21 protein-coding genes are annotated in these 24106 nt (G+C 31.9%); 8 read left to right on the top strand and 13 right to left on the bottom strand.

Features of this window, described 5'->3' with window-relative positions; all coding sequences use genetic code 11:
* Positions 1-13: 13 nt before the first annotated feature.
* The 6 genes from FHG05_RS05505 to FHG05_RS05480 form a co-directional block, all read right to left on the bottom strand.
* The gene (locus tag FHG05_RS05505; protein WP_140997018.1) at positions 14-1198 is read right to left on the bottom strand and encodes a DUF4249 domain-containing protein; all 1185 of its coding nucleotides are present in this window, start codon (positions 1196-1198) and stop codon (positions 14-16) included.
* A 4-nt stretch (positions 1199-1202) separates the two neighbouring features.
* The gene (locus tag FHG05_RS05500) at positions 1203-3953 is read right to left on the bottom strand and encodes a TonB-dependent receptor (protein WP_140997017.1); all 2751 of its coding nucleotides are present in this window, start codon (positions 3951-3953) and stop codon (positions 1203-1205) included.
* A complete protein-coding gene (locus tag FHG05_RS05495; RefSeq protein WP_140997016.1) occupies positions 3943-4665 on the bottom strand; it encodes a hypothetical protein in 723 nt (240 codons plus the stop codon). The genes FHG05_RS05500 and FHG05_RS05495 overlap by 11 nt, the downstream gene beginning before the upstream one ends.
* 232 nt (positions 4666-4897) lie before the next feature.
* Positions 4898-7066 carry a polyribonucleotide nucleotidyltransferase gene (locus FHG05_RS05490; protein WP_140997015.1) on the bottom strand — a complete coding sequence of 723 codons (2169 nt, stop codon included), beginning with the start codon at positions 7064-7066 and terminating at the stop codon, positions 4898-4900.
* 136 nt (positions 7067-7202) lie between these two features.
* Positions 7203-7472 (bottom strand): 30S ribosomal protein S15, encoded by a 270-nt coding sequence (gene rpsO, locus FHG05_RS05485; protein WP_130735979.1) that lies wholly within the window; start codon positions 7470-7472, stop codon positions 7203-7205.
* Between the two features lie 218 nt (positions 7473-7690).
* On the bottom strand, positions 7691-8146 hold the full coding sequence (locus FHG05_RS05480; protein ID WP_140997014.1) for a GAF domain-containing protein: 456 nt from the start codon (positions 8144-8146) through the stop codon (positions 7691-7693).
* Positions 8147-8219: 73 nt separating this feature from the next.
* Between FHG05_RS05480 and xrtF the strand changes: the two genes are divergently transcribed.
* The 7 genes from xrtF to FHG05_RS05445 are packed head-to-tail and all read left to right on the top strand — an operon-like array spanning position 8220 to position 14513.
* Entirely contained in the window at positions 8220-8771 is a 552-nt protein-coding gene (gene xrtF / locus FHG05_RS05475; protein ID WP_140997013.1) for an exosortase family protein XrtF, read from the top strand.
* On the top strand, positions 8752-9198 hold the full coding sequence (locus FHG05_RS05470; RefSeq protein WP_140997012.1) for an exosortase F system-associated membrane protein: 447 nt from the start codon (positions 8752-8754) through the stop codon (positions 9196-9198). Before xrtF ends, FHG05_RS05470 begins: the two co-directional genes overlap by 20 nt.
* Positions 9199-9226: 28 nt before the next feature.
* Positions 9227-10054 (top strand): restriction endonuclease, encoded by an 828-nt coding sequence (locus FHG05_RS05465; protein WP_140997011.1) that lies wholly within the window; start codon positions 9227-9229, stop codon positions 10052-10054.
* Positions 10051-11406, top strand: a complete 1356-nt coding sequence (locus FHG05_RS05460) for an MBL fold metallo-hydrolase RNA specificity domain-containing protein (protein ID WP_140997010.1) — start codon at positions 10051-10053, stop codon at positions 11404-11406. The genes FHG05_RS05465 and FHG05_RS05460 overlap by 4 nt, the downstream gene beginning before the upstream one ends.
* A gap of 40 nt (positions 11407-11446) precedes the next feature.
* Complete coding sequence (locus FHG05_RS05455) at positions 11447-11851, top strand: HYC_CC_PP family protein (RefSeq protein WP_140997009.1); 405 nt, start codon at positions 11447-11449, stop codon at positions 11849-11851.
* A gap of 59 nt (positions 11852-11910) precedes the next feature.
* Positions 11911-14151 carry a TonB-dependent receptor gene (locus FHG05_RS05450; RefSeq protein ID WP_140997008.1) on the top strand — a complete coding sequence of 747 codons (2241 nt, stop codon included), beginning with the start codon at positions 11911-11913 and terminating at the stop codon, positions 14149-14151.
* Positions 14152-14171: 20 nt separating this feature from the next.
* The gene (locus FHG05_RS05445) at positions 14172-14513 is read left to right on the top strand and encodes a heavy-metal-associated domain-containing protein (protein WP_140997007.1); all 342 of its coding nucleotides are present in this window, start codon (positions 14172-14174) and stop codon (positions 14511-14513) included.
* 67 nt (positions 14514-14580) lie between these two features.
* Here the strand turns inward: FHG05_RS05445 and groL are convergent, their stop codons facing one another.
* The 7 genes from groL to miaB all read right to left on the bottom strand — a co-directional run bounded on the left by groL (position 14581) and on the right by miaB (position 21360).
* Positions 14581-16212 carry a chaperonin GroEL gene (gene groL / locus FHG05_RS05440; RefSeq protein ID WP_140997006.1) on the bottom strand — a complete coding sequence of 544 codons (1632 nt, stop codon included), beginning with the start codon at positions 16210-16212 and terminating at the stop codon, positions 14581-14583.
* Positions 16213-16252: 40 nt separating this feature from the next.
* Positions 16253-16528 (bottom strand): co-chaperone GroES, encoded by a 276-nt coding sequence (locus FHG05_RS05435; protein WP_140997005.1) that lies wholly within the window; start codon positions 16526-16528, stop codon positions 16253-16255.
* A gap of 138 nt (positions 16529-16666) precedes the next feature.
* Positions 16667-17029: a preprotein translocase subunit SecG gene (gene secG / locus FHG05_RS05430; protein WP_140997004.1), complete on the bottom strand. Its 363-nt coding sequence runs from the start codon at positions 17027-17029 to the stop codon at positions 16667-16669.
* Positions 17030-18022 carry a tetratricopeptide repeat protein gene (locus tag FHG05_RS05425; protein ID WP_140997003.1) on the bottom strand — a complete coding sequence of 331 codons (993 nt, stop codon included), beginning with the start codon at positions 18020-18022 and terminating at the stop codon, positions 17030-17032.
* A gap of 15 nt (positions 18023-18037) precedes the next feature.
* On the bottom strand, positions 18038-18541 hold the full coding sequence (gene lptE, locus FHG05_RS05420; protein WP_140997002.1) for an LPS assembly lipoprotein LptE: 504 nt from the start codon (positions 18539-18541) through the stop codon (positions 18038-18040).
* Entirely contained in the window at positions 18542-19810 is a 1269-nt protein-coding gene (locus tag FHG05_RS05415) for a sigma-54 interaction domain-containing protein (RefSeq protein ID WP_140997001.1), read from the bottom strand.
* Positions 19811-19908: 98 nt separating this feature from the next.
* A complete protein-coding gene (gene miaB / locus FHG05_RS05410; protein WP_140997000.1) occupies positions 19909-21360 on the bottom strand; it encodes a tRNA (N6-isopentenyl adenosine(37)-C2)-methylthiotransferase MiaB in 1452 nt (483 codons plus the stop codon).
* Between the two features lie 242 nt (positions 21361-21602).
* On the opposite strand from miaB, the gene topA reads away from it, so the two are divergent.
* The gene (gene topA / locus FHG05_RS05405; protein WP_140996999.1) at positions 21603-24101 is read left to right on the top strand and encodes a type I DNA topoisomerase; all 2499 of its coding nucleotides are present in this window, start codon (positions 21603-21605) and stop codon (positions 24099-24101) included.
* The last annotated feature ends 5 nt before the right edge of the window (positions 24102-24106 follow it).

Raw genomic sequence — 24106 nt, 5'->3', positions numbered from 1 at the left:
AGGGTTAGTTTTTTCATTGCCAAAAATCGGGTTGAACATTAGAGGAAAAAGAAGTACAATCTCCACAATAGGAATACACCATTAAATAAAGACCGCTTGTAGGGTGATGATCATAATAGACTATTTCATTATTTCTAATGAAATAAAAAAGATCAACTCTTCCGCCAAAAAGAGGGCTGTTTGGAGAAGGGAAATCTACCAGACTTGTATAATCCTGAATACCACAATCATAAAAATAACTTGAAGAAGTTTCATTTGGGAAAATATCATCAAAATTAAAGAATATCCTTTTTTCAGAAACGGTGCTAACTTCAAAAAAGCCAACAACCTTCTCTTCAGGGTTATTCGTGTTTGTTATATTCCCAACAATAAACCCAGGTTGAACTTGTGATAGTAGACTTCCATTAGAGGATAAAGTTTTTAAAGTTTTATAGAAGTTATAGGCTTCTGAACTTATAATGTATTGTTTTACTAAAATGCTATACCTATTGGTTATTTTAGGGTCTTCTTTGGATAGGAAATGTACATTAAAATTGAATACAGTATTTTCAGATTGATCTTCAGTTGTAGTAACATTAATTGAATTGGATTCTTTGGAGCTGAAACAAACTCGGGTTTCGGTTGTTCGAGGAGAAACAATTAATTCATCATTTGCATTCACTTCTACTTTGTTTGGACTCCAATAGGGTGGGATAATTTTATACGTTTCGGTATATTCATAACGATAAAATTTAGCAGTATTACTTGGATCTGAACTCGTAACTTTAATAGCAACACCTAAAACTGTGTCTTTTGTTTCTTGTATAGCATTAACTTCATCAATGCCTATTGCTGTAGGAGTTTTTTCAGGTGTAGAAATATAAGTTTTTCCATTGCTAGTTTGAATTTGCAAAGTGTAATCTAAGCCAGATTCAATTTGAAATTCTTGATCAGAAACATATTGGTCCTCTACTTCGGAAAAATGAAATTCCAATCCTGTGTTAGAAATTATTTTTACATTGGCACCATGCTCGATAGAAGGAGTGGTTTCTTCCAAAGGAATGGTGTGTGATAATTTCACAACATGTTTTTTGTATTCATTTGTAATGGTCGCCTCTACTACTAATAAATCTTCAAAATTTTCGGTTTGAAGTTCGTAAGGTTCCGTACAACTTACAATGGCAATCAAAATTAATACGATGTACTGTTTTAATTTCATGTTTTTAAAATTTGAAGTTATAAGTTATAGTAGGGATTGGATAAGCAAAGATACTCGATTTATAAGCTTTAATTTTACCATTATCTGTAACAAAAAAAACAGATTGAGGATTGTTTCTGCCAAGTAAATTATAGATTGAAATGTTCCAAAAACTGTGAAACGGTTTTTTTACTTTATGATTTCCTTCGATATTAAACCCAACATCTACTCGATAATAATCAGGTATTCTGAATTTATTTCGATCGCTATATAAAGTATACTGTGCATTACCATAAGTATACGAACCAATAGGATACGTTACAGGTCTACCTGTTTGATAAGTGAAATTAAATGAAGCGCTATATCTTTGGGTAAATTTATAATTTAAAATGGCATTAAAATCATGGGGTTTATCAAAGTTAGACGCAAAGTAGTTGCCGTTATTTACTCTTTTGTCTGCAGTGTCACCATCCAACTGAATTAAAGAGCGAGAATACGTATAGCCAATCCATCCGTTAAGCTTACCTTCTGTCTTTTTAATTAAAAATTCTACTCCATAGGCTTTTCCTTTGCCTTGTATGGCATCTGTTTCAATAGATTCACTTAACATGAGATCAGAGCCAACTTTAAAGTCTAAAAAGTTCTCTGTTTTTTTATAATACCCTTCAATGCTAAATTGGTATAAATCCTCTTTAAAATTCTTAAAATACCCCAAAGAAATTTGTTGGCCATAAGATGGTTTGATATTTAAATCGGCTAATTTCCAAGTGTCTGTTGGAGATTGAGTCGTGTTTGAGGATAATTTATGCAAATACTGATAATTGGTTGTATAGGCTAATTTGATAGATGAGGTTTCTGAGAGAAGATAGCGTGTGCCGAATCGATATTCAAAACCGTTATAATTTTTAATAATTTCGTTGTTATTGTATTCTTTTATTTCTTTTACATTTCCAGGAGCTATAGGGGCACCATCTTGGTAAACCGTTTGTGTTGCTGGTCCTAAAGCCAAAAAAGTAGAGTAACGAAGACCTAAATTAAAGGAAAGTTTTTTATTTAATGTGTATTCATCATTTATAAAAAGATCATTTTCCAAACCTTTTTCTTGATCTATTTTTTTAGCCGTTAACAAGGAGTTAGAATCGTTTGGATTTAATTCACCAGGATTTAAAAGATATAAAACCGAATTTAATCCATAGGTAAATTTGTGTTTTTCATTGTAGAAATATACATTTTTGAAAATGAATTTCGATTCGTTAATGTTAAAATTATAATTGAATGATTTTAAGTTGTTTGAGTTATAATCAATCGCGAAAGCATAATTACTATTAATCAATTGAAAAGTAGCGATGTTTTTAGTGTTAAAATTGTGTCTCCATTTTAGAGATGCAGCTGTATTGGAGTAACTATATAAAGAATCAGAAGAAATTTTAAATTTATCTTTACTGTAGTAAATACTCGTTTCTAAAGTGTTGTTTTTGTTAATTTTATGACTGTATTTTAAATACGCATCATAAAAGCTAGCATCACTTTTATTTAATTTTTTATTGTCGATTTGTTTTAAAATCCATTTGGAATAAGTAGCTCTTACACCACCAATTAAGGAAGCTTTTTCTTTTATAATTGGGGTTGTAAATGTCAAGTTAGAAGTTACAGTACCAATGCCTCCTTCGCCTTTAAATTTTTCATAATTACCTTCTTTGGAATTAATTTCAAAAACGGAAGCAATTCGCCCTCCAAATTCTGCTGGAATAAATCCTTTGTAAATATTAACATCATTTACTAAATAAGGGTTTACGGAACTAAAAAAACCAAAAAAATGAGAAGGATTATAAATCGTTGCATTATCTAATAAAAATAAATTCTGATCGTCTTTTCCACCTCTAACATTGATTCCAGAGGTTCCTTCTCCTGCTGTTTTAATTCCAGGTAATGCTAAAGCCAATTTGATAATGTCTCTTTCTCCTAATACTAAAGGAACGCTCTTTGCTTTTTCTACATTAAAAGACGTAACTCCGCTGGCTATTTCTTTAACTTCTTTATTGCGTTCCCTTTCAATAACCACTTCATTTAATAAAGTTACACTTTCTGTTAACTGAAAATTTAAGACAGCGTCTTTTTTCAAGATAATCTTTTGGTTCAGTTTTTTGTAGGACATGGCATTAATTTCAAGGTGATTTAAGCCATCTGGAAGTGTTATTTTAAAATGACCGTCAATATCTGTTTCCGTTTTTATATTTCTGTTGGTCACAGAAATAAGTACACCAGACAAAGGGTTTTTAGTTTTCGTGTCTAAAATTATTCCTTCTATATGATGTGTTTTTTTAATATTTCCTTCTTCTTGTTTGCCAATAATAATGATAGCATCCTTTTCATCTGTTGCATCTACTAGTTTTTCAAAGAAAAGGGGGTTGGATTGGTTTACGGAAGGTAGACTGTCTGTTTGTACAAGCGACGTATTTAATTGGTTGTAAATAAAATTATTTTGTGTAATAATATACGTATTGTTTGTATGAAAAAAATTGAGATTGGTTTCTTTTAAAAGAGTATTTAAAATTAAGGATACAGGTTCATTTGTAAATGAAGCGGTTATTTTTTGATTCAAATCAGACCAATTACTATCAAAATAAAATTGTTCCTTACACTTATTTTCAATTTCCAAAAAGCAGTCTTTAATGGGCTTGTCACTAAAAGCAACCGAAATAGTTGGTTCCTTAACTTGAGCATGTAGGATATGGAAACATAGCAAGAGGAAATAAATACTAATTTTATTTTTCATTTACAACCTCTTTTAACGTATTGATATAAAGGACTAATTTTTTCATGAATTCTTTTGGGTCATTCTTATCTATGTAAGCATTTTCAGAAGAGAAATTTTTAATTTCTTTTTTAAATTCTGGAAACAATTTGATACAATCTTTTTTTGAATGTACAGGTATATAATTGGTGTTGTAAGCAATGTAGTAATCATATTTGGGTTCAAATTCATAGTGTATTGAATTTTTATCCAATATTTTAAAGCGAGTGACTTTATGTTTGATTAATAAAGCGATTGGTTTGTCAATACTTAACTCAAAAATACCTTGCAAAGAAGAGTTTTCAGTGCTTTTTAAATTTACAAAATGCAAATCATACATCATGAAATGTTTCAATTTTGTTGAATCCACAATTATACCATATAAGGATGTTTTTGGATCGGGTTTTACAATAAGTTCTTGAGAAAAAAGATCATATTGTAATTCTATTTGATTGAAAGTTATGTTTTCAATAGTTATATTACCTATGGTATAGTTTTTATTTGCTTTTAAAAACTGATTTTTCGAATTCAGAACTAAGTAGGAATTGATGTATAATCGACCGTTAAAAAGGTAAGAATTTTGGGAGCTAACCTGCGAGTCGAAATAGTCGAAAATTGAATTTAAGCTTTGACTTTTAGATTGTATAGAAACCAAAAAGAATAGGATTAAAAGAACTCTTTTTGTTGCTTTCATTTTGTTTATTTGTTTTGAATTCATAAATATAGATTATTTTTTCAATTAAAGAATCTATACATCCTATTTTAACGTCATGTCTATTAAAACAAATACTTAGGTTTAGCAATATGTTGATAAAAGGAAACGCCTCTTGTTTAGTGGTAATCTTATTATAGAGGAAAGTATGCTTATAACAAAAATCCCGTTTTAAATGAATAAAACGGGATTTCTTATGAACTAAATAATTGAATTAACCTTGTGGGTTATCTTTCTTTTCGATTTTTTTCTCTTCTCTTGGAGGTCTAGGAATAAGTGCTTTTTTAGAGACTTTTTCTTTGCGTGTTTTAGGATCGATACCTAAATATTTTACCATAAACACATCTCCCATTTTTACAACATCAGCTACGTTTTCTGTTCTTTCCCAAGCCAATTCAGATACGTGTAATAAAACTTCGTTTCCAGGTGCTTTTGTATATTCTACGACTGCTCCAAAATCTAACATTTTTATTACTTTTACTTCGTATGCTTCACCTACTTCAGGTTTGAAAACGATAGAATCAATTTTAGCAAGTACTTTTGCAATTCCTTCTGGACTTGTTCCTAAAATCTCAACCACTCCTTGTTCATCAACTTCATTGATAACAATAGTAGTACCTGTTTCTTTTTGTAATTCTTGAATTACTTTTCCACCAGGACCAATTAAAGCTCCAATGAAAGCTCCAGGAATAGTTCTTGTAATGATTTTTGGTGCTTTTGGTTTTACATCTGCTCTTGGTTGTGAAATGGTTTCTGTTAATTTACCTAAAATATGTAAGCGACCGTCTCTTGCTTGAGCCAAAGCTTGTTCCATAATGTCATAACGTAATCCATCAATTTTGATGTCCATTTGACAAGCTGTAATTCCTTCAGCAGTACCTGTTACTTTAAAGTCCATATCTCCTAAGTGATCTTCATCACCTAAAATATCAGAAAGAACAGCAAATTTCTCACCATCTGTAATTAATCCCATAGCAATACCAGATACTGGTTTTGTCATTTGAATTCCAGCATCCATTAAAGCCATTGTTCCAGCACAAACAGTAGCCATTGAAGAAGAACCATTCGATTCCAATACTTCAGAAACTACACGAATCGTGTAAGGACAATCAGCAGGGATCATGTTTTTTAAAGCACGTTGCGCTAAATTACCATGACCTACTTCTCTACGAGAAGTACCTCTTAATGGTCTTGCTTCACCTGTTGAAAAAGGAGGGAAGTTATAATGTAAATAGAACTTCTCTTCACCTTGTTCACTAGGATTGTCAATGACATTAGCTTCTCTTGAAGTTCCTAAAGTTACTGTTGCCAATGCTTGTGTTTCTCCACGAGTAAAAAGTGATGATCCGTGAACTGATGGTAAATAATCTACTTCACACCAAATAGGTCTGATTTCTGTAGTTTTTCTACCGTCTAAACGAATTCCTTTTTCAAGGATTACATTACGAACCGCTTCTTTTTGTGTTTTATAATTGTATTTACTTACTAATTCTTCTAAATCTGCATTTTCAGCATATTCTTCTTCAGTAAATAAAGCTTTTACTTCTTCTTTTACTAAGGCAAATTTCTCACCTCTTTCACTTTTTGCTGATGCTTCTTGAGCGATGGCATAGTATTTGTCATAAGCCGCTTTTTTGACTTTTTCATATACGGTTTCATCTTCTACTTCACCTTCATATTCTCTGTATTCAGGTGTGCCAATAGCAGCTCTTAAGCGTTGTTGTGCATGAATTTGAGTTTTAATGGCTTCATGCGCAAATTTAATGGCAGCCACCATTTCAGCTTCAGAAATTTCATGCATTTCTCCTTCAACCATGGCTACAGAGTCTAAAGAAGCTCCAATCATCATGTCGATATCGGAAAGAGCCAATTGTTCTTTGCTTGGGTTGATTACAAAGTTTCCATCAATACGCGCTACACGAACTTCAGAAATTAAGTTGTAAAAAGGGATGTCTGAAACAGCTAATGCCGCTGAAGCAGCTAAACCTGCTAATGCATCAGGCATAACAGCATCGTCATGACTCATTAATTGAATCATTACTTGTGTTTCTGCATGATAATCGTCTGGGAAAAGTGGACGTAATACACGGTCTACTAATCTCATTGTTAATACTTCACTGTCGCTAGGACGTGCTTCTCTTTTGAAAAATCCGCCAGGGAAACGTCCTGCAGCAGCAAATTTTTCACGATAATCTACCGTTAATGGTAAAAAATCAACTCCTGGATTAGCAGTTCTAGCAGAAACAGCAGTTGCTAATAACATAGCATCTCCCATTCTTACTACGACTGATCCGTCGGCTTGTTTGGCTAATTTTCCAGTTTCGATTGTAATGGTTCTACCATCTCCCAAATCGATAACTTCTTGGAATACTTTTGGAATCATAAAATGTAATTCTTAATTAAACAAAGGGTCAGTTGTGTTGTTGTTGTGTGCGTAGTTGTTTGAAACCCAATGAAAAACCAAACTTTTTCTTTAAAATATATAAAACAAAAAGGGGCGCAAAGCCCCTTTAAGTTGATTATTTTCTGATATTTAATTCCTTGATAATCTCACGATATCTGTTGATATCTTTCTTTTTTAAGTAGTCAAGAAGGCTTCTTCTTTTACCTACTAATTTCACTAACGAACGCTCTGTGTTATAATCATGACGATTTGCTTTTAAGTGTCCTGTTAAGTGGTTGATTCTGAATGTAAACAAAGCGATTTGTCCTTCAGCAGATCCTGTGTTTTCTGCTTTTCCTCCGTGTTTAGCGAAGATTTCTTCTTTAACTTCTTTAGTTAAGTACATGCTAATATTATTTTAAATGATTATTATGTATGAAATGGATGTTATTCCAATTCGGGTGCAAATATAGAAATTATAATATATTAATTGCTATGTTTTGGTATTTATTTTTAATAGCCCAGATGGAAACGGCATCCTTTTTACTTTTTTTATAACGTCTTTATAATCAAAAAAGTAAAAAGATATAGTGTACAGCTGGAGAAGGCTCCAAAAAATAAAAATTAATACAAAGTAGCTACTTGTTCGTTCACAAATTCTAAAAAGCGTTCGTCTGCTTCAGTAAAAGGATCAATTACATGAGAATCGATATCGATTTGACCAATATTTTGACCCTTTACAAATAAAGGTACCACAATTTCTGATTTTACGGTAAAACTACAGGCAATATAATTGTCTTGAGCTGCTACATCAGGCACCACAAAATTAGCGTTGGATTCGGCTACTTGACCACAAATGCCTTTGCCAAATGGAATTACTGTATGATCGGTTTCAGCACCTACATACGGACCTAAATGTAAGGTCTTGGTTTCGTGATTGGCAAAATAAAATCCGACCCAATTGTAATAGGAAATGTTATCTTGTAATAATTGACAAATTTGTAATAATTTCTCGTCTCGAGAAGTGTTTTCTGATGCAATTATTTGGGTTACTTCTGGTTTTAAATTTTCGAATGACATGGTTTAAAATGTTTTTGCAAAAGTATTTATTCTTTCCTATCAAAAATTATATATTTTTGTTAAAAATACCAGTTTGAAATCTCTTTTTGTTGAATATAAACCTTTTCTTGTCTTTTTAGCAAAGTTTTTACTTTTCTATATCTTTTTTACATTTCTTTATCAAATGTATTTAAGTGGTTTTGATACTGCTCAAAATGAGATTGATGAAATATCGGTTAGCGTAGCGAACCAAACCAAAGCTTTTTTGACATTTTTTGGACAGGAAGCCACTATTTTGAAAAATCCGAATGATCCTTCTTTAAAAATTCTATACAAAGGGAAATATGTTTCTAGAATGATTGAAGGTTGTAATGCCATTAGTGTGATTATTTTATTTGCGGCCTTTGTGTTTGCTTTTTCTGTGAAGTTTAAGCGTACCTTTTTGTATATCCTACTTGGAGGATTGGTCATTCATATTTTGAATGTGGTACGGATTGCTTTATTAACATATGCTTTGTATTATTATCCAGCATATGAAGCATTGCTCCATGGGACTGTTTTTCCATTATTTATATATGGTGTTGTTTTTTTGTTATGGGTACTTTGGGTAATGAAATTTTCAGGTTATGATAAAAGAACTTCCTAAACAAATATTTCGTTTTGGCTTGCTAGTAATAGCCTTAGTTTGTATCGTTTTGATAAGAATTTATGAAGACTTTTTGTTTTATGATCCTTTTTTAGATTTCTTTAAAAGAGATTATCAAAACCAAGTTTTACCTGATTTTAATAGTCTACAATTGTTTTTAGGGATTGTCTTTCGATATGGATTGCATATGATTTTGTCTTTGCTAATCTTGTATCTTCTTTTTAGAGATAAAAAAATCATCTTTTTGTCTTCTGTACTATATCTTCTATTTTTTTTAGTTTTAATAGGGTGTTTTTTCTTTTTATTACAGGCTTCTAAACAACCTAATTATCTCATTCTTTTTTATGTGAGACGTTTTTTAATTCAGCCTTTGTTTTTAGTGTTATTTATACCCGCTTTTTACTATCAAAAAATGATTAAAAAATGATTACCTTAGTGTATTATTTTTAATGGGAATGAAAATTAAAAAGAAATCGGGTCAAATTGTCGAATTTGATAATACAAAACTAATTGCTTCATTAGTAAACTCTGGTGCAAGTATTACTGTTGCTAAAAAAATACTTCATGAGATTCAACCGCAATTATATAATGGTATAACATCCAATAAAGTATATGCTTTAGCATTTCAAAAATTGAAATTAATTTCTAAAGCTAATGCAGCACGTTATAGTTTGAAAAACGGAATATTTGCTCTAGGGCCAGCTGGATTTTATTTTGAGAAGTTTATTTCTAGACTTTTTGAAGTGCAAGAATATCAAGTTAAAACTAATATTTTTTTAAAAGGGAAATGTGTTTCTCACGAATTAGATATTTTACTAAAGAAAGAAACACATGTAAGTATGGTTGAATGTAAGTTTCATAGTAGTCAAGAGGCTAAAACCGATGTAAAAGTACCCATGTATATTTTGTCTCGTTTTAATGATATGAACAAAATGACCTATACTATTTTTAAAAAGGAGGAAATGATATCGGTATGTTGGTTAGTAACCAATAGTAAATTTACTACGGAAGCTATCAAGTTTGGTGAGTGTTCTGGATTAAAGTTGCTTAGCTGGGATTATCCTTTTCAAGCAGGAATTAAAGATTTAGTAAACCATTACAAGGTGTATCCAATAACTTGTTTGACTACGCTAACTGCTGCTGAAAAAGAGATGCTATTGTTACAAGATATTCTTACCGTATATGATTTAATGCATTTTCAAGATAGTTTTTATAAACTAAAAATTAGTGAAAACAGAATGAAACGTATTAAAGAAGAAAGTAATCAATTATTAAATAGATGAAAATACATTTTTTAGGAGGAGCAGGGACCGTTACTGGTTCTAAAACATTAATTGAAACCGCTTCGATTTCAATTCTAGTAGATTGTGGATTGTTTCAAGGTTTGAAAGAATTAAGGGAGTTAAATCGCTTACCATTACCATATGATCCTAAAAAAATAGATTATGTATTACTGACACATGGACATTTAGATCATTGCGGATGGTTACCAAAATTAGTAAAAGATGGATTTAAGGGAAAAATCTTCTGTACATCACCCACTAAGGAAATTACCAAATTAATTTTATTAGATAGTGCCAAAATACAAGAAGAAGAAGCTGAAAAAGCAAATAAGGAGCAGTATTCAAAACATAATCCAGCATTGCCTTTATATACAGTAGAAGAAGTGCAACCTGTTTTTTCTATGTTTAAAGTAGTTGAGAAAGAGGAAATAATTTCTTTATCTGAAACTGTTTCATTTTCTTTTTTTTATGCGTCACATATTTTAGGTGCCTGTTCAATTACTTTAGAAATAGAAGGGAAAACGTTGGTTTTTTCGGGAGATATTGGTCAAGACGATGATGTACTCTTATATCCAGTGCAAAAACCTCATAAAGCAGACTATATTTTTTTGGAAAGTACCTATGGAAATCGAGTGCATCCAAATACAAATCCCTTATTTGATTTAGAAATAATCATTAACAATACCTATAATAGAGGAGGGAATCTTATTATACCTAGCTTTGCTGTAGAGAGGGTGCAAGTTATCATGTATTTAATTTGGCAATTAAAAAAGGTAAATAAAATACCTAATATGCGCTATGTTATAGATACACCTATGGGAATTGATGTCTTAGAATTGTTTCTCAATAATCGAAAATGGCATAAATTAAATGATGAAGAATGTATAGCAATGTGTAAAGCTTTTACTTTAATCTCTGAATATAAAGATACTATAGAAACAATTTATGATTCAAGACCTAAGGTTGTTATAGCAGCAAGTGGAATGATTACAGGTGGCAGAGTGTTGTCATATCTAGAAAGATATATAGATAAGCCTGAAAACACCGTTGTTTTAGTTGGTTATCAAGCAGAAGGTACTAGAGGCAGAAAATTATTAGAAGGAGAGCCTACTATTAAAATGTATGGAAAAGTTTATCCCGTTAAGGCTACAGTTTTATCGATTGAAGGACTATCAGCTCATGGAGACCAGAATGATTTAATACATTGGCTTAGTGAATTAAAAGATAAACCTAATAAAATTTTTTTAGTGCATGGTGAAGCAGCTGGAGCAGAAGAATTGAAAAATAAAATCGAAGAACGATTACAAATTAGCTGTGAAATCCCTAAAAGAGGTGAGGTTTTAGAAATTTAGACAAAATTAACTTTCTAAAATAAATTACTAATTTTGCACCATGCCTTTTAGAAAAAGTACATCCTTATTATTAGCCGCCGTTTTCCTTTTTTCAAATTTGGGATTGGCTTTTAATTTGCATTACTGTCATGATGAATTGACATTTATATCGATAGATTATCAATTTAAAGAGGCTTGTATTGAAAATCAGAAATCGTGTTGTGCAACTGTTGATAATCATGCTTCATGTTGTTCTAATAAAATTGTTGAAATTGAAAAGAAAACCGATCATACTTTAGTTTCAGGTTTTCAATTTGATATTGCTTGTCCAAGTGTAGTGCTTGCTTATCCTTTTGTTTTTCAGTTTTCTGAAAGACAAGTAAAAAATAATCCGCCTCAATTTTATTGCGATTCTAACGCACCTCCTTTTTATAAATTATATTGTCAACTTGTTTTTTACGCGTAATGTTTAATGTTATTTCGAATTTAAAATTTTTAAAATTTCAAAAACATTAAAAATAATTTATGTATAAAAATATAGCGTTATGGCTATTGTTTTTCACTTCATTTCTATCTGCACAAGAAGAAATTAAAGGGAAAATTGTAGATGAAAATAACCAACCCCTTTTAGGAGCCAATGTTTTTTGGCAAAATACAGCTACAGGTACTACTTCTGATATCGATGGTAATTTTACATTGAAGAAATCAAATGAATCGGACAACCTTGTAGTGAGTTATATTGGTTACAAGACCAAAAAAATAACGATTACTGCTACAGATTTTTTAACCATTTCATTAGAAGCAGTTACCAATTTAGAAGAAGTTACGGTTTCAAAAACTAAGAAAAGTACGGAACATTCTAAATTTCAAGTTACCAATGTGCAAACTATGGGACAAAAAGAGTTGCTAAAGGCAGCTTGTTGTAATATATCTGAAAGTTTTAGTACCAATCCTTCTATTGATGTTAATTTTTCGGATGCAGTAACAGGAAATAAGCAAATTAAAATGTTAGGATTAACCAGTCCGTATATTTTAATAGCTGAAGAAAATATTCCTTCGGTTCGTGGAGCTTCACAAGCTTACGGTTTGTCTTTTGTGCCAGGAACTTGGGTGGAAAGCATTCAAATTACCAAAGGAGCTGGAAGTGTAATTAATGGTTACGAGAGTATTTCTGGACAAATTAATTACGAGATTTTAAAGCCTGTAAACGACATTCCTTTTTTCTTAAATGCTTATACAGGAATGGGAGGAAGGTATGAATTGAATGCTCATTTCAATCAAAAATATTCGGATAAATTAAGTTCGACTTTGTTTTTACACGGAAATGCCAGACAAATTAAAAACGATATGAACGATGATGGGTTTTTAGATAATCCATTAGGAAAACAAATTAATGTTTTAAACCGTTGGCAATATAATGATGCTGAAAATGGTATTGTGAGTTTTTTGAATATCCGTTACATGAAGGATGAAAAGCAATCGGGTCAAGTTGACTTTAATCCAGATAGCGATAAATTTACGACCAATGCTTGGGGAAGTGAAATTAATACAGAGAAAATCGAAATTTCTAATAAAACAGGTTATGTGTTTCCAAACATGCCGTATCAAAGTATTGGTTTTCAAAATTCATTTCAATCACACCAACAAGATTCTTATTTTGGTTTGAACCAATATAAAATTCATCAAAAAAGTTATTATTCTAATTTGTTATTCAATTCGATTATATCAAATACCAAAAATAAATTTACTACAGGGCTGAATTTTTCCTATGATGCTTATGATGAAGCTGTCGCAGTAAATTTTGTACAAGATTTTTCGAGAATTGATAATTCGGTAGGTGTTTTTTTTGAATATACCTATGATAATTTAGACAATTTTAGTTTGGTGGCTGGAGCTCGTGTAGACAACCATAATAGATTGGGAACATTTATTACTCCTAGATTGCATTTACGATACAATCCTTGGAAAGATGCAGTGGTAAGAGCTTCTATAGGAAGAGGGAAACGAGCGGCTAATATCTTTGCAGAAAACCAACAATTGTTTGCTTCAAGTAGGGATTTTTCAATTCTTTCCAATGACGGAAAATTGTATGGATTAAATCCTGAAATAGCTTGGAATTATGGAGTAAGTTTCATTCAGTCTTTTAAATTATTTGGAGCCGAATCGGAAGTAGTTTTAGACTATTACAGAACCGATTTTGAAAATCAAGCTGTGGTAGATGTAGATTTTAGTCCGCAACAAGTATTGTTTTACAATTTAGAAGGGAAAAGTTTTGCCAATTCTTTTCAAGCGGAGTTTACCATTGAACCTTTCAAACATTTTAGTGTAAAAACGGCTTATAAATATTATGATGTGCAATCCCAATACAAAATTGGGCAATTGCAACGCGCCTTACAAGCCAAGCATCGTTTTTTTACCAATGTTTCTTTTGAAACGCATATTAAAGAAAAAGGACAACAATGGAAATATGATGTGACCTATAATTGGTTAGGAGAACAAAGACTTCCCAATACGACCACTAATTTACCAGCTTATAGATTAAATCCTTATGCTCCTGCTTTTGGAGTGTTTAATGCTCAAATCACAAGAACTTTTTCAAGTGTATTTGAAGTATATGTAGGAGGAGAGAATATTGGAAATTATAAGCAAGACAATGCGATTGTGAGTGCATCAGACCCATTTGGGACCTATTTTGATAGTAGTATGATTTATGGCCCAGTTTTTGGACAAATGTATTATGCAGGTTTGCGATTTAAAATAAAATAAGTAACTTTAAAATAAAAAAAATGAAAAAAATAATAATGCTTTTATTAGTGAGTTTGTTTGCATTAACAAGCTTTTCTCAAGAAAAGAAAGATAAAAATAAAAAAGTAGAATTTGCTGTTAATGGCAATTGTGAAATGTGTAAAAAGCGAATTGAAAAAGCGGCTTTTTCTGTTAAAGGCGTGAAAAGCGCGGACTGGCATACAGATCATAAAGATTTACATTTAATCATAGATGAAAATAAATGCTCAGTTGCAGATGTTCAAAAAGCCATTGCGAAAGCGGGTCATGATGCAGGTAAAGTGAAAGCAACTGACGAAGATTATCAAAAATTACATGGTTGTTGTCAGTATGAACGATTATAAAAAAGAATAATTAATAAAAAAACCGATTAGCATGCTAATCGGTTTTTTTGTTATATAAATGATTCTATTACATCATTCCTGGCATACCACCACCCATATGGCTGTGTCCTGCTGGTTCATTTTCTTTAATATCAATTAAAGCACATTCTGTAGTAAGAATCATACCCGCAACAGAAGCTGCATTCTCTAAAGCGACACGTGTTACTTTTTTAGGGTCGATAATTCCTGCTTTTAGCATTTCAACATATTCACCTGTTTTGGCATTGTAACCAAAATCACCTTTACCGTCTAAAACTTTAGCAATTACTACCGAACCTTCACCACCTGCATTTTCAACAATAGTACGCAAAGGTGCTTCGATAGCTCTATTTACAATTTGAATTCCTGTTGCTTCATCTGCGTTTTCTGCTTTTAGACTGGCTAAAACAGATTTAGCTCTTACTAAAGCAACACCACCACCTGCAACAATTCCTTCTTCTACAGCAGCTCTAGTGGCATGAAGAGCATCGTCTACACGATCTTTTTTCTCTTTCATTTCAACCTCAGAAGCGGCACCTACATAAAGTACAGCAACTCCACCAGCTAATTTAGCCAAACGTTCTTGTAATTTCTCTTTATCATAATCAGAAGTAGAAGTCTCGATTTGTGCTTTAATTTGGTTTACTCTTGCTTTAATATTTTCAGCATCACCAGCTCCATTTACAATGGTTGTATTGTCTTTATCTATAGTTACTGTTTCAGCAGTACCTAACATTTCAATAGTAGCATTGTCAAGTGCAAAACCGCTCTCTTCAGCAATTACTGTTCCGCCAGTTAAGATGGCAATATCTTCTAACATTGCTTTTCTTCTGTCTCCAAAGCCTGGAGCTTTAACAGCAGCAATTTTTAAACCACCTCTAAGTTTATTTACAACCAATGTAGCTAAAGCTTGACCGTCCACATCTTCTGCAATAATAACCAAAGGTCTTCCAGATTGCGCTACAGGCTCTAAAATGGGTAATAATTCTTGTAAATTAGAAATCTTTTTATCGTATAATAAGATGTAGGGATTGTCTAATTCTGCAATCATTTTATCTGCATTAGTTACAAAGTATGGAGATAAGTATCCTCTGTCAAACTGCATTCCTTCAACAACATCTACATAAGTATCTGTACCTTTTGCTTCTTCTACTGTGATAACACCTTCTTTTCCTACTTTTCCAAAAGCAGTAGCAATTAATTCACCAATTGTTTCATCGTTGTTAGCAGAGATTGAAGCTACTTGTTTAATTTTCTCAGAAGAATCGCCAACAGCAACTGTTTGTTTTCCTAAGTCTTCTACAATAGTTTCAACAGCTTTGTCAATTCCTCTTTTTAAGTCCATTGGATTTGCTCCAGAAGCGACGTTCTTAAGACCTTCTTTTACTATAGCTTGTGCTAAAACGGTAGCAGTAGTTGTTCCATCTCCTGCTAAATCGTTCGTTTTTGAAGCAACTTCTTTAACCATTTGAGCACCCATATTTTCTAATGGATCTTGTAATTCAATTTCTTTTGCAACAGAAACTCCATCTTTAGTTACAGTTGGACCACCAAATGATTTACTAATAATAACATTTCTTCCTTTTGGACCTAAAGTTACTTTTACTGCATTTGCTAATGCATCTACACCACGCTTTAATCCGTCGCGTGCTTCAATATCAAATTTAATATCTTTTGCCATTTTATTGTTTATTTTTTAAAGTTTAAAAAATCCTTTTGAATTAAAGAATTGCATAAATTTCTTCTTCTCTCATAATAAGGTAATCTTTACCTTCGTATTTAAATTCTGTCCCAGCATACTTTCCGTAAAGTACAACATCACCCGTTTTTACAGTCATGGTATGGTCTTTTTTACCATTACCTACAGCTACAATAATTCCTTTTTGAGGTTTTTCTTTTGCAGTATCTGGAATAATAATTCCTGATGCCGTTGTAGTTTCTGCAGCCATTGGCTCAATCACTACGCGATCTGAAATTGGTTTAATGTTTAATGACATATTTTTTAAATTTTAAATTAGTATTTGTTTGCTTCTTTTTTTTTCAGAAATTGTGCCAAAATCAATTTGTGCCAATTTTACTGAAATAAAAATGCCAGCACTGACAGGCTGGCATTTTTATAATCGTACTCTATTATATTATTTAGAAGTTTCTTCTGTTTGTGCAGGAGTTTGAGCTTCTGCTGGAGTTGCTTGAGGTGTTGCAGGAATCGTAGTTTGTGTTGGAACTTTTACATCTTCATCACCTAATACTTTAGATCCATTAGTGCCACTTCCGCTAAAAGCTAAAGATGATAATAAAATAAGTGCAATAAGAATTCCACCTAAAGTCCATGTACTTTTATCTAAAAAGTCAGTCGTTTTTTGTACACCACCTAATTGTTGAGAACCACCAAAAGAAGATGATAAACCTCCACCTTTAGGATTTTGTACCATGATAGCTAAAATTAATAAAAAGCAAACGATTGTTATTGCAATTAAAAAACCTGTGAATCCCATAATCTAATTATTATTTTGTTGTAAATCTTTTATATCTTTAATTCGGTTTGCAAAGAAACTACTTTTTTCTGGATATTTCAAAATTAAAATTTCATAAGCTTGTATTGCTTTCAGATATTTTTTTTGTTCTAAGTAGATTTTGGCTAAAGTTTCCGTCATTAAATGTGTGGGCTCTTCTATACTTTTGCTTATATTTAAAGGCGTTGCTACAATTTCTTTGACAGGTGAAATTTTGGGGTTTAACTCAATAAATCGATCGATAATATCTATTTTTTTTAATTTTTCATCCTCTTTTTCATCTTCTTTAACCACTATTTTTTCTTCAATTTCTCTTTCTATTGGTGCAAATTTCGTAAGTTGTAACCATTCTTGAAAAGAATGTTTTTCACTTTGATTAAAATCTAATGGTTTACCAATCTCTAATTTTTCTTCTAAAATTTTATTTTCTTCCGTTGTATTTTCTTCCGAATAACTTTGTTCTACAATAATATCCTCTTTAGTATCAATAATTTTTTCAATTGTACTTTCGATTGTTATTTCTTCTTCTATTATAATTTCTGATGCAACTTCATGAAGAGTTGTATCCTCATTTAAAGGTTGTGATACTTCTTCTGTTTTTTCTACAATAGTTTCTAGAGTTTCTTCTTTTACTTCTTCTACTGTTTCTTCAAGTATAGGAGTTACTACAAAACTATCGGTAACTGTAATATTGTGTATAAGCGCTTCTTGATTTTCTATGTGATTTTTTTGAAGAGTCGCAAATTGTTGTGATGTAATAAAATCAAAAAGAATACTTCTATCGTGAGTGTGTGCGGCAGTTTTTTTTAATTCGTAATTGTATCTAAAACTTTCTTGATTGTATAAGCCTTTTAAATGTAACGCTCTTGCACTTTGAAAAAAGGGAAATTGCTGTAACATGATTTCTAATGCCATTGTCTGTTTGTCATTAATGGCATCAGGCTTATTTAAAAGGTATGTTAAATCGGTTGTGTTCAATTGTATAGTATTATTTTACCATTTGGCTAGCGATTCATTAAAAACGTCCTGCGTAATTCGAGTAAAAATTTCATCTAAAGCAGTTGTTAAACGACTACCTGTCATTTGTTCGTTAGCTGGATAATCATGATAAAAAGAGAAACGTCTTTCGAAATCATCCTCTTCTTTATTTTTATTAGAAAAACGAACCATAACAGAAATGGTTAATCGGTTTTGAGCGGCTCTTTGATCTGCAGTAGCTGTCATAGGAGTGATGCGATATTCCGTTATTTCTCCTTCGTATAATAATTCTCCACCTTGCGAAACTAAATTTAAGTTGGTTTGATTTTGAATAATTTCTTGTAGGGCTAAAGTAAAGGTTCTTTCAATACCTGGTTCAACTAATTCAGCAGTATTTTGAAAATAATTCACCTGAAAAGTCTTTGCATCGATAGAGCCTGTTCCTGTAAAATTATAGTATTTACAGCTACTAACTGTAATGAATAAGGTGAAAGTAATTATTTTAAAAAAAGATTTCATTTATAAATCGTATTGTTTGATTTTTCTATATAATGTTCGCTCAGAAATACCTAATTCATCGGCTGCAGCTTTCCTTTTACCTTTGTTGCGTTCCAATGATTTTTTGATTAATTCAATTTCTTTAGCCTCTAAACTCAATGTTTCTTCTTCTTCCACTGTTTCCGCAAAAAGATAATTTTCATCATCTTCTAAATCTTGATCCTCAAAATGTTCTTGTGTAATTTGATTTGGAACTGGAATTATTTCCGATTTTGGTTCTTTTTCAAAGATAACGTTTTCGTCATTTTGACCATAAATCCTTTGAATTAAATTTTTATTTGCTTCTTGTACTTTTGTTGTACCGTTTTGCATTAATTCTAAGGTTAACTTTTTCAAATCATTCAAATCCGCTTTCATATCGAAAAGAACTTTGTATAGAATTTCCCTTTCATTACTGAAGTCATTCTCATTCTTTTTCGTATTAATTACAGAGGGTAGATTGCTTCCTTCAGAGGGTAAATAATGTTGTAAAGTTTGAACACTAATATCTCTTTTGGTTTCCAAAACCGATATTTGCTCAGCAATGTTTCTCAACTGACGAATATTTCCGCTCCATCGATAACGAATGAGATAGGCAACTGCCTCATCTGTTAATTTAATAGGAGGCATTTTATATTTATGTGCAAAGTCAGATGAAAACTTTCGAAATAAAATATGGATATCTTCTTTTCGATCTCTCAAGGGAGGGAGTTGTATTTCTACAGTACTTAATCGATAATATAAATCTTCTCTAAATTTTCCTTTTTCAATAGCTTCGAACATGTTTACATTAGTAGCAGCTACGATTCTTACATTGGTTTTTTGAACTTGGGAAGAACCAACTTTGATAAATTCTCCATTTTCTAATACACGTAGTAAACGAACTTGAGTGGTTAAGGGAAGTTCGCCTACTTCATCTAAAAAAATAGTTCCTCCATCTGCCACTTCAAAATAACCTTCACGAGTAGCTGTAGCACCTGTAAAAGCTCCTTTTTCGTGTCCGAAAAGTTCGCTATCAATTGTTCCTTCTGGAATAGCACCACAATTTACGGCAATATATTTACCGTGTTTTCTATGTGAAAGCGAATGAATTATTTTTGGAATACTTTCTTTTCCTACACCACTTTCTCCAGTTACTAATACTGAAATATCAGTAGGAGCAACTTGAATGGCTTTTTCTATGGAACGATTTAACTTTGGGTCATTCCCAATAATTTCAAATCGTTGTTTTATGGCTTGTACTGTTTCCATGTTTTTTTTGTTTAAAGGTTTAAAAGTTTATAGGTTTAAGGTTGTTTTTGATTCTAACGAAACAACTTTAAGCAATATTAAACGATATTAAACAGTTTTTAAGCCTGCATTATTTCAGAATATCCAACAGCTTCACCTATTAATGTAGCGGCAGTACAGTCTGTGATTTTTACAAGAACAAAATCACCTGGTTTATAATTTTCTTTTGGAAAAACCACTACTGTGTTTTGAGAATTTCTTCCCGACCAATGTTCGTTTGAACGTTTCGAGTCTTTTTCAACTAAAACTTCTACAGTCTGACCCACAAATCGCTGTGTTTTTTCTAAAGCGTGTACTTGTTGTAAATCTACAATTTCGGTAAGTCTACGTTTTTTAACTTCATCAGCTACATCGTCTTCCATTTTACGAGCAGCCATTGTTCCTGGTCTTTCCGAATAAGCAAACATAAAACCAAAGTCATATTTTACATATTCCATTAAAGAAAGTGTATCTTGATGGTCTTCTTCTGTTTCTGTTGGAAAACCGGTGATCATATCTTGAGATAAAGAAATATCTGGAATGATTCTTTTAATGTTGTCAATCAACGTCATATATTCTTCACGGGTATGTTGACGATTCATTTCTTTCAAAATTCTCGTACTTCCAGACTGAACAGGTAAATGGATGTATTTACAAATATTATGGTGTTTAGCCATTACTTCAATAACTTCAACATGCATGTCTTGTGGGTTTGAAGTAGAAAAACGAAAACGCATTTTAGGAAATTGAGTAGCACATACATCTAATAATTGAGCAAAATCTACAGCAGTTGCTTTCTGCATTTCAGTAGCTTTTACAAAATCTTTTTTCAAACCACCACCATACCATAAATAACTGTCTACATTTTGTCCTAATAAAGTAACTTCTTTGAAACCTTTGTTCCATAAATCTTGGATTTCATCTAAAATACTTTGAGGTTCTCTACTTCTTTCACGTCCTCTAGTAAATGGAACCACACAAAAGGTACACATGTTGTCGCATCCACGAGTAATAGAAACAAATGCAGTTACACCATTAGAATTCAATCGAACAGGAGCAATATCACCATAAGTTTCTTCTTTGGATAAGATAACATTAATAGCATCTCTACCATCTTCTACATCTTTAAGAAGGTTTGGAATGTCTTTATAAGCATCTGGTCCAACAACCATATCTACAATTTTCTCTTCTTCTAGAAACTTATCTTTCAAGCGTTCGGCCATACAGCCAAGAACTCCTACCTTCATACTAGGATTGATCTTTTTTACCGCATTGTATTTTTCTAAACGCTTTCGGATGGTTTGCTCCGCTTTATCTCGGATGGAGCATGTGTTTACTAATACTAAATCTGCTTCTTCTAGATTTTGAGTGGTATTGTATCCTTGATTAACTAATATTGAAGCTACAATTTCACTATCAGAAAAATTCATCTGACAACCATAACTTTCTATAAAAAGCTTTTTTGCATTTCCTTCTTTTTGCTCTAAAACCAGACTTGTGCCTTGTTTGTTTTCTTCAATTATCTTCTCCATAATAGATATTCTGTAATTTCAATACAAATTTCAAGCAGCAAAGATAATACTAAATTATAAATTCTGACAAGATGTCATATTTACTTTAACAAAAATATAATTTGATGTGTTTTCTAATTCTTTTTTGTCGCAGTTTTAAAGTGGTTTTTGAAACAATTTTTAAATTTTATTTTTTTTAAAATAGTCCATTAAAACTTAAAGTTTAAAAAAAACTCCTACTTTTGTCCCAAATAAAATTGATAATGGCAAAGAATTTAGTTATTGTAGAGTCCCCAGCAAAGGCAAAAACTATCGAAAAATTTTTAGGAAAGGAGTATCAAGTGGAATCCAGTTTTGGGCACATTGCAGATTTACCTTCTAAAGAAATTGGAGTAGATGTAAGTAATGGTTTTAAGCCAAAGTATGAGGTTTCTAGTGATAAAAAAGCTTTGGTTAAAAAACTAAAGGATTTGTCAAAATCAGCTGAAATGGTTTGGTTGGCTTCCGATGAGGACCGTGAAGGAGAAGCCATTGCTTGGCATTTAGCAGAAGAATTAAAATTAGACCAAAACAAGACTAAACGTATCGTTTTTCATGAGATTACAAAAACTGCTATTCAAAAAGCTATTGAAAATCCAAGAAAAATTGATTATAATTTAGTCAATGCACAACAAGCTAGAAGGGTATTAGATAGATTAGTAGGTTATGAACTGTCTCCTGTGCTTTGGAAGAAAGTTAAAGGAGGATTGTCTGCAGGAAGAGTACAATCTGTTTCAGTTAGACTAATTGTTGAAAAAGAAAGAGAAATTCAAAATTTCTCTTCTGAAGCATCTTATTCTGTAAATGCTGAATTCACCAATGAAGCAGGAAAAACTTTTAAAGCTAAGTTGCCTAAAAATTTCAGTACTAAAAAAGAAGCAGAAGATTTTCTTCAAAAAAATATAGGCTCTACTTATAAAGTAGCTGATTTAGAAACAAAGCCAACTAAAAAATCTCCAGCGGCTCCGTTTACCACTTCAACATTACAACAAGAAGCGGCAAGAAAATTATACCTTCCAGTAGGAATTACGATGCAAATTGCACAACGATTATATGAGGCTGGGTTAATTACCTATATGAGAACAGATAGTGTTAATCTATCAAATGAGGCGATGCAAGCGGCACAAGCTGAAATAGTTAGTTACTACGGAGCTGAATATAGTAAGCCTAGAAATTATAATACAAAATCTAAAGGAGCGCAAGAAGCCCACGAAGCGATTCGTCCTACGGATATGTCTAGACATACGGTTGATATTGACCGAGATCAAGCACGATTATACGATTTAATTTGGAAGAGAACATTGGCTTCTCAAATGAGTGATGCGCAACTTGAAAGAACAAATGTGAAAATTGAAGCGAATAATCACAGTGAAATTTTTACAGCAACTGGAGAAGTAATCAAATTTGAAGGATTTCTTAAAGTATATTTAGAGGGTCATGATGAAGATGAAGAAGAACAAGAAGGTATGTTGCCTGCTTTGAAAATAAAAGAAAATTTACGTAATAATTATATTACAGCTACTGAAAGATTTTCGAGACCACCAAGTCGTTACACAGAAGCTTCATTGGTTAAAAAATTAGAAGAATTAGGTATTGGTAGACCTTCGACATACGCACCAACTATTTCAACTATTATCAATCGTAATTATGTTGAGAAAGGTACATTTGAAGGGCAAGAAAGAAAATACAATCAATTGGCTTTAGAAGCGGGAAAAGTAATTTCGAAAGAGTTAACTGAAAATACAGGTTCTGACAAAGGAAAATTAGTCCCTACAGATATAGGTATTATCGTTAATGATTTCTTGGTTTCAAACTTTAAAACCATTTTAGATTATAATTTTACTGCAAAAGTTGAGCAAGATTTTGACGAAATTGCTTCTGGAAATGAAGATTGGGTAAAAATGATGAATGATTTCTATACACATTTTCATCCAAACGTAGTAGATGTCGAAAAAAATGCTGAGCGAGAAACGGGAGAACGTATTTTGGGTAAACATCCTGAAAGTGGAAGACAAGTTTCTGTACGTTTAGGTAAATTTGGACCAATGGTACAAATAGGGGAGCAAGAAGATGAAGAAAAACAATTTGCAAGCTTACTACCAGAACAAAATATTGGAACTATTACCCTAGAAGAAGCGCTTACTTTATTTTTATTGCCAAAATCTTTAGGAAAATATGAAGATGAAGAAGTTGAAGTAAATAATGGACGATTTGGTCCTTATGTTCGATTTGGTAAAACCTTTATTTCACTGCCTAAAGGAGAAGAGCCTTTAGATGTTACGTTGGATCGAGCAATTGAATTGATTCAGGAGAAACAGCAAGCTGATGCTCCTATAGCTACTTACGATGGACTACCTGTTCAAAAAGGGGTGGGGCGTTTTGGTCCTTTTATTAAATGGAATAATATGTTTATCAATGTAAGTAAAAAATATGATTTTGATCATTTGTCACAATCAGATGTTAAAGAACTTATAATAGATAAATTGCAAAAAGAAAAAGATAAGTTGGTTCACCATTGGGAAGAAGAAGGGATACGAGTAGAAAAAGCAAGATGGGGACGTTCTGTTATTTTAAAAGGTAAATTAAAAATCGAATTAAGTAAAGATGTTGATGCTGCTAAATTAACTTTAGAAAAAGTAAAAGAATTAATTGAGGCTAAAGCACCTGCAAAAAAAACAGCTAAGAAAGCTTCGGCTAAAAAAACAACTTCAAAAAAGAAATAGTAGAA

The sequence above is a fragment of the Flavobacterium profundi genome, assembly GCF_006491645.1.
Classification (GTDB): domain Bacteria; phylum Bacteroidota; class Bacteroidia; order Flavobacteriales; family Flavobacteriaceae; genus Flavobacterium; species Flavobacterium profundi.
Note: the sequence above shows the minus strand (reverse complement) of the source record. Positions and strands in the feature narration are given on the sequence as shown.

Coding starts and splice junctions, on each gene's coding strand:
- FHG05_RS05505 (WP_140997018.1), bottom strand. CDS start 1,198: ATGAAATTAAAACAGTACATCGTATTAATTTTGATTGCCATTGTAAGT.
- FHG05_RS05500 (WP_140997017.1), bottom strand. CDS start 3,953: ATGAAAAATAAAATTAGTATTTATTTCCTCTTGCTATGTTTCCATATC.
- FHG05_RS05495 (WP_140997016.1), bottom strand. CDS start 4,665: ATGAAAGCAACAAAAAGAGTTCTTTTAATCCTATTCTTTTTGGTTTCT.
- FHG05_RS05490 (WP_140997015.1), bottom strand. CDS start 7,066: ATGATTCCAAAAGTATTCCAAGAAGTTATCGATTTGGGAGATGGTAGA.
- rpsO (WP_130735979.1), bottom strand. CDS start 7,472: ATGTACTTAACTAAAGAAGTTAAAGAAGAAATCTTCGCTAAACACGGA.
- FHG05_RS05480 (WP_140997014.1), bottom strand. CDS start 8,146: ATGTCATTCGAAAATTTAAAACCAGAAGTAACCCAAATAATTGCATCA.
- FHG05_RS05470 (WP_140997012.1), top strand. CDS start 8,752: ATGATAAAAGAACTTCCTAAACAAATATTTCGTTTTGGCTTGCTAGTA.
- FHG05_RS05465 (WP_140997011.1), top strand. CDS start 9,227: ATGAAAATTAAAAAGAAATCGGGTCAAATTGTCGAATTTGATAATACA.
- FHG05_RS05460 (WP_140997010.1), top strand. CDS start 10,051: ATGAAAATACATTTTTTAGGAGGAGCAGGGACCGTTACTGGTTCTAAA.
- FHG05_RS05455 (WP_140997009.1), top strand. CDS start 11,447: ATGCCTTTTAGAAAAAGTACATCCTTATTATTAGCCGCCGTTTTCCTT.
- FHG05_RS05450 (WP_140997008.1), top strand. CDS start 11,911: ATGTATAAAAATATAGCGTTATGGCTATTGTTTTTCACTTCATTTCTA.
- FHG05_RS05445 (WP_140997007.1), top strand. CDS start 14,172: ATGAAAAAAATAATAATGCTTTTATTAGTGAGTTTGTTTGCATTAACA.
- groL (WP_140997006.1), bottom strand. CDS start 16,212: ATGGCAAAAGATATTAAATTTGATATTGAAGCACGCGACGGATTAAAG.
- FHG05_RS05435 (WP_140997005.1), bottom strand. CDS start 16,528: ATGTCATTAAACATTAAACCAATTTCAGATCGCGTAGTGATTGAGCCA.
- lptE (WP_140997002.1), bottom strand. CDS start 18,541: ATGAAATCTTTTTTTAAAATAATTACTTTCACCTTATTCATTACAGTT.
- FHG05_RS05415 (WP_140997001.1), bottom strand. CDS start 19,810: ATGGAAACAGTACAAGCCATAAAACAACGATTTGAAATTATTGGGAAT.
- miaB (WP_140997000.1), bottom strand. CDS start 21,360: ATGGAGAAGATAATTGAAGAAAACAAACAAGGCACAAGTCTGGTTTTA.
- topA (WP_140996999.1), top strand. CDS start 21,603: ATGGCAAAGAATTTAGTTATTGTAGAGTCCCCAGCAAAGGCAAAAACT.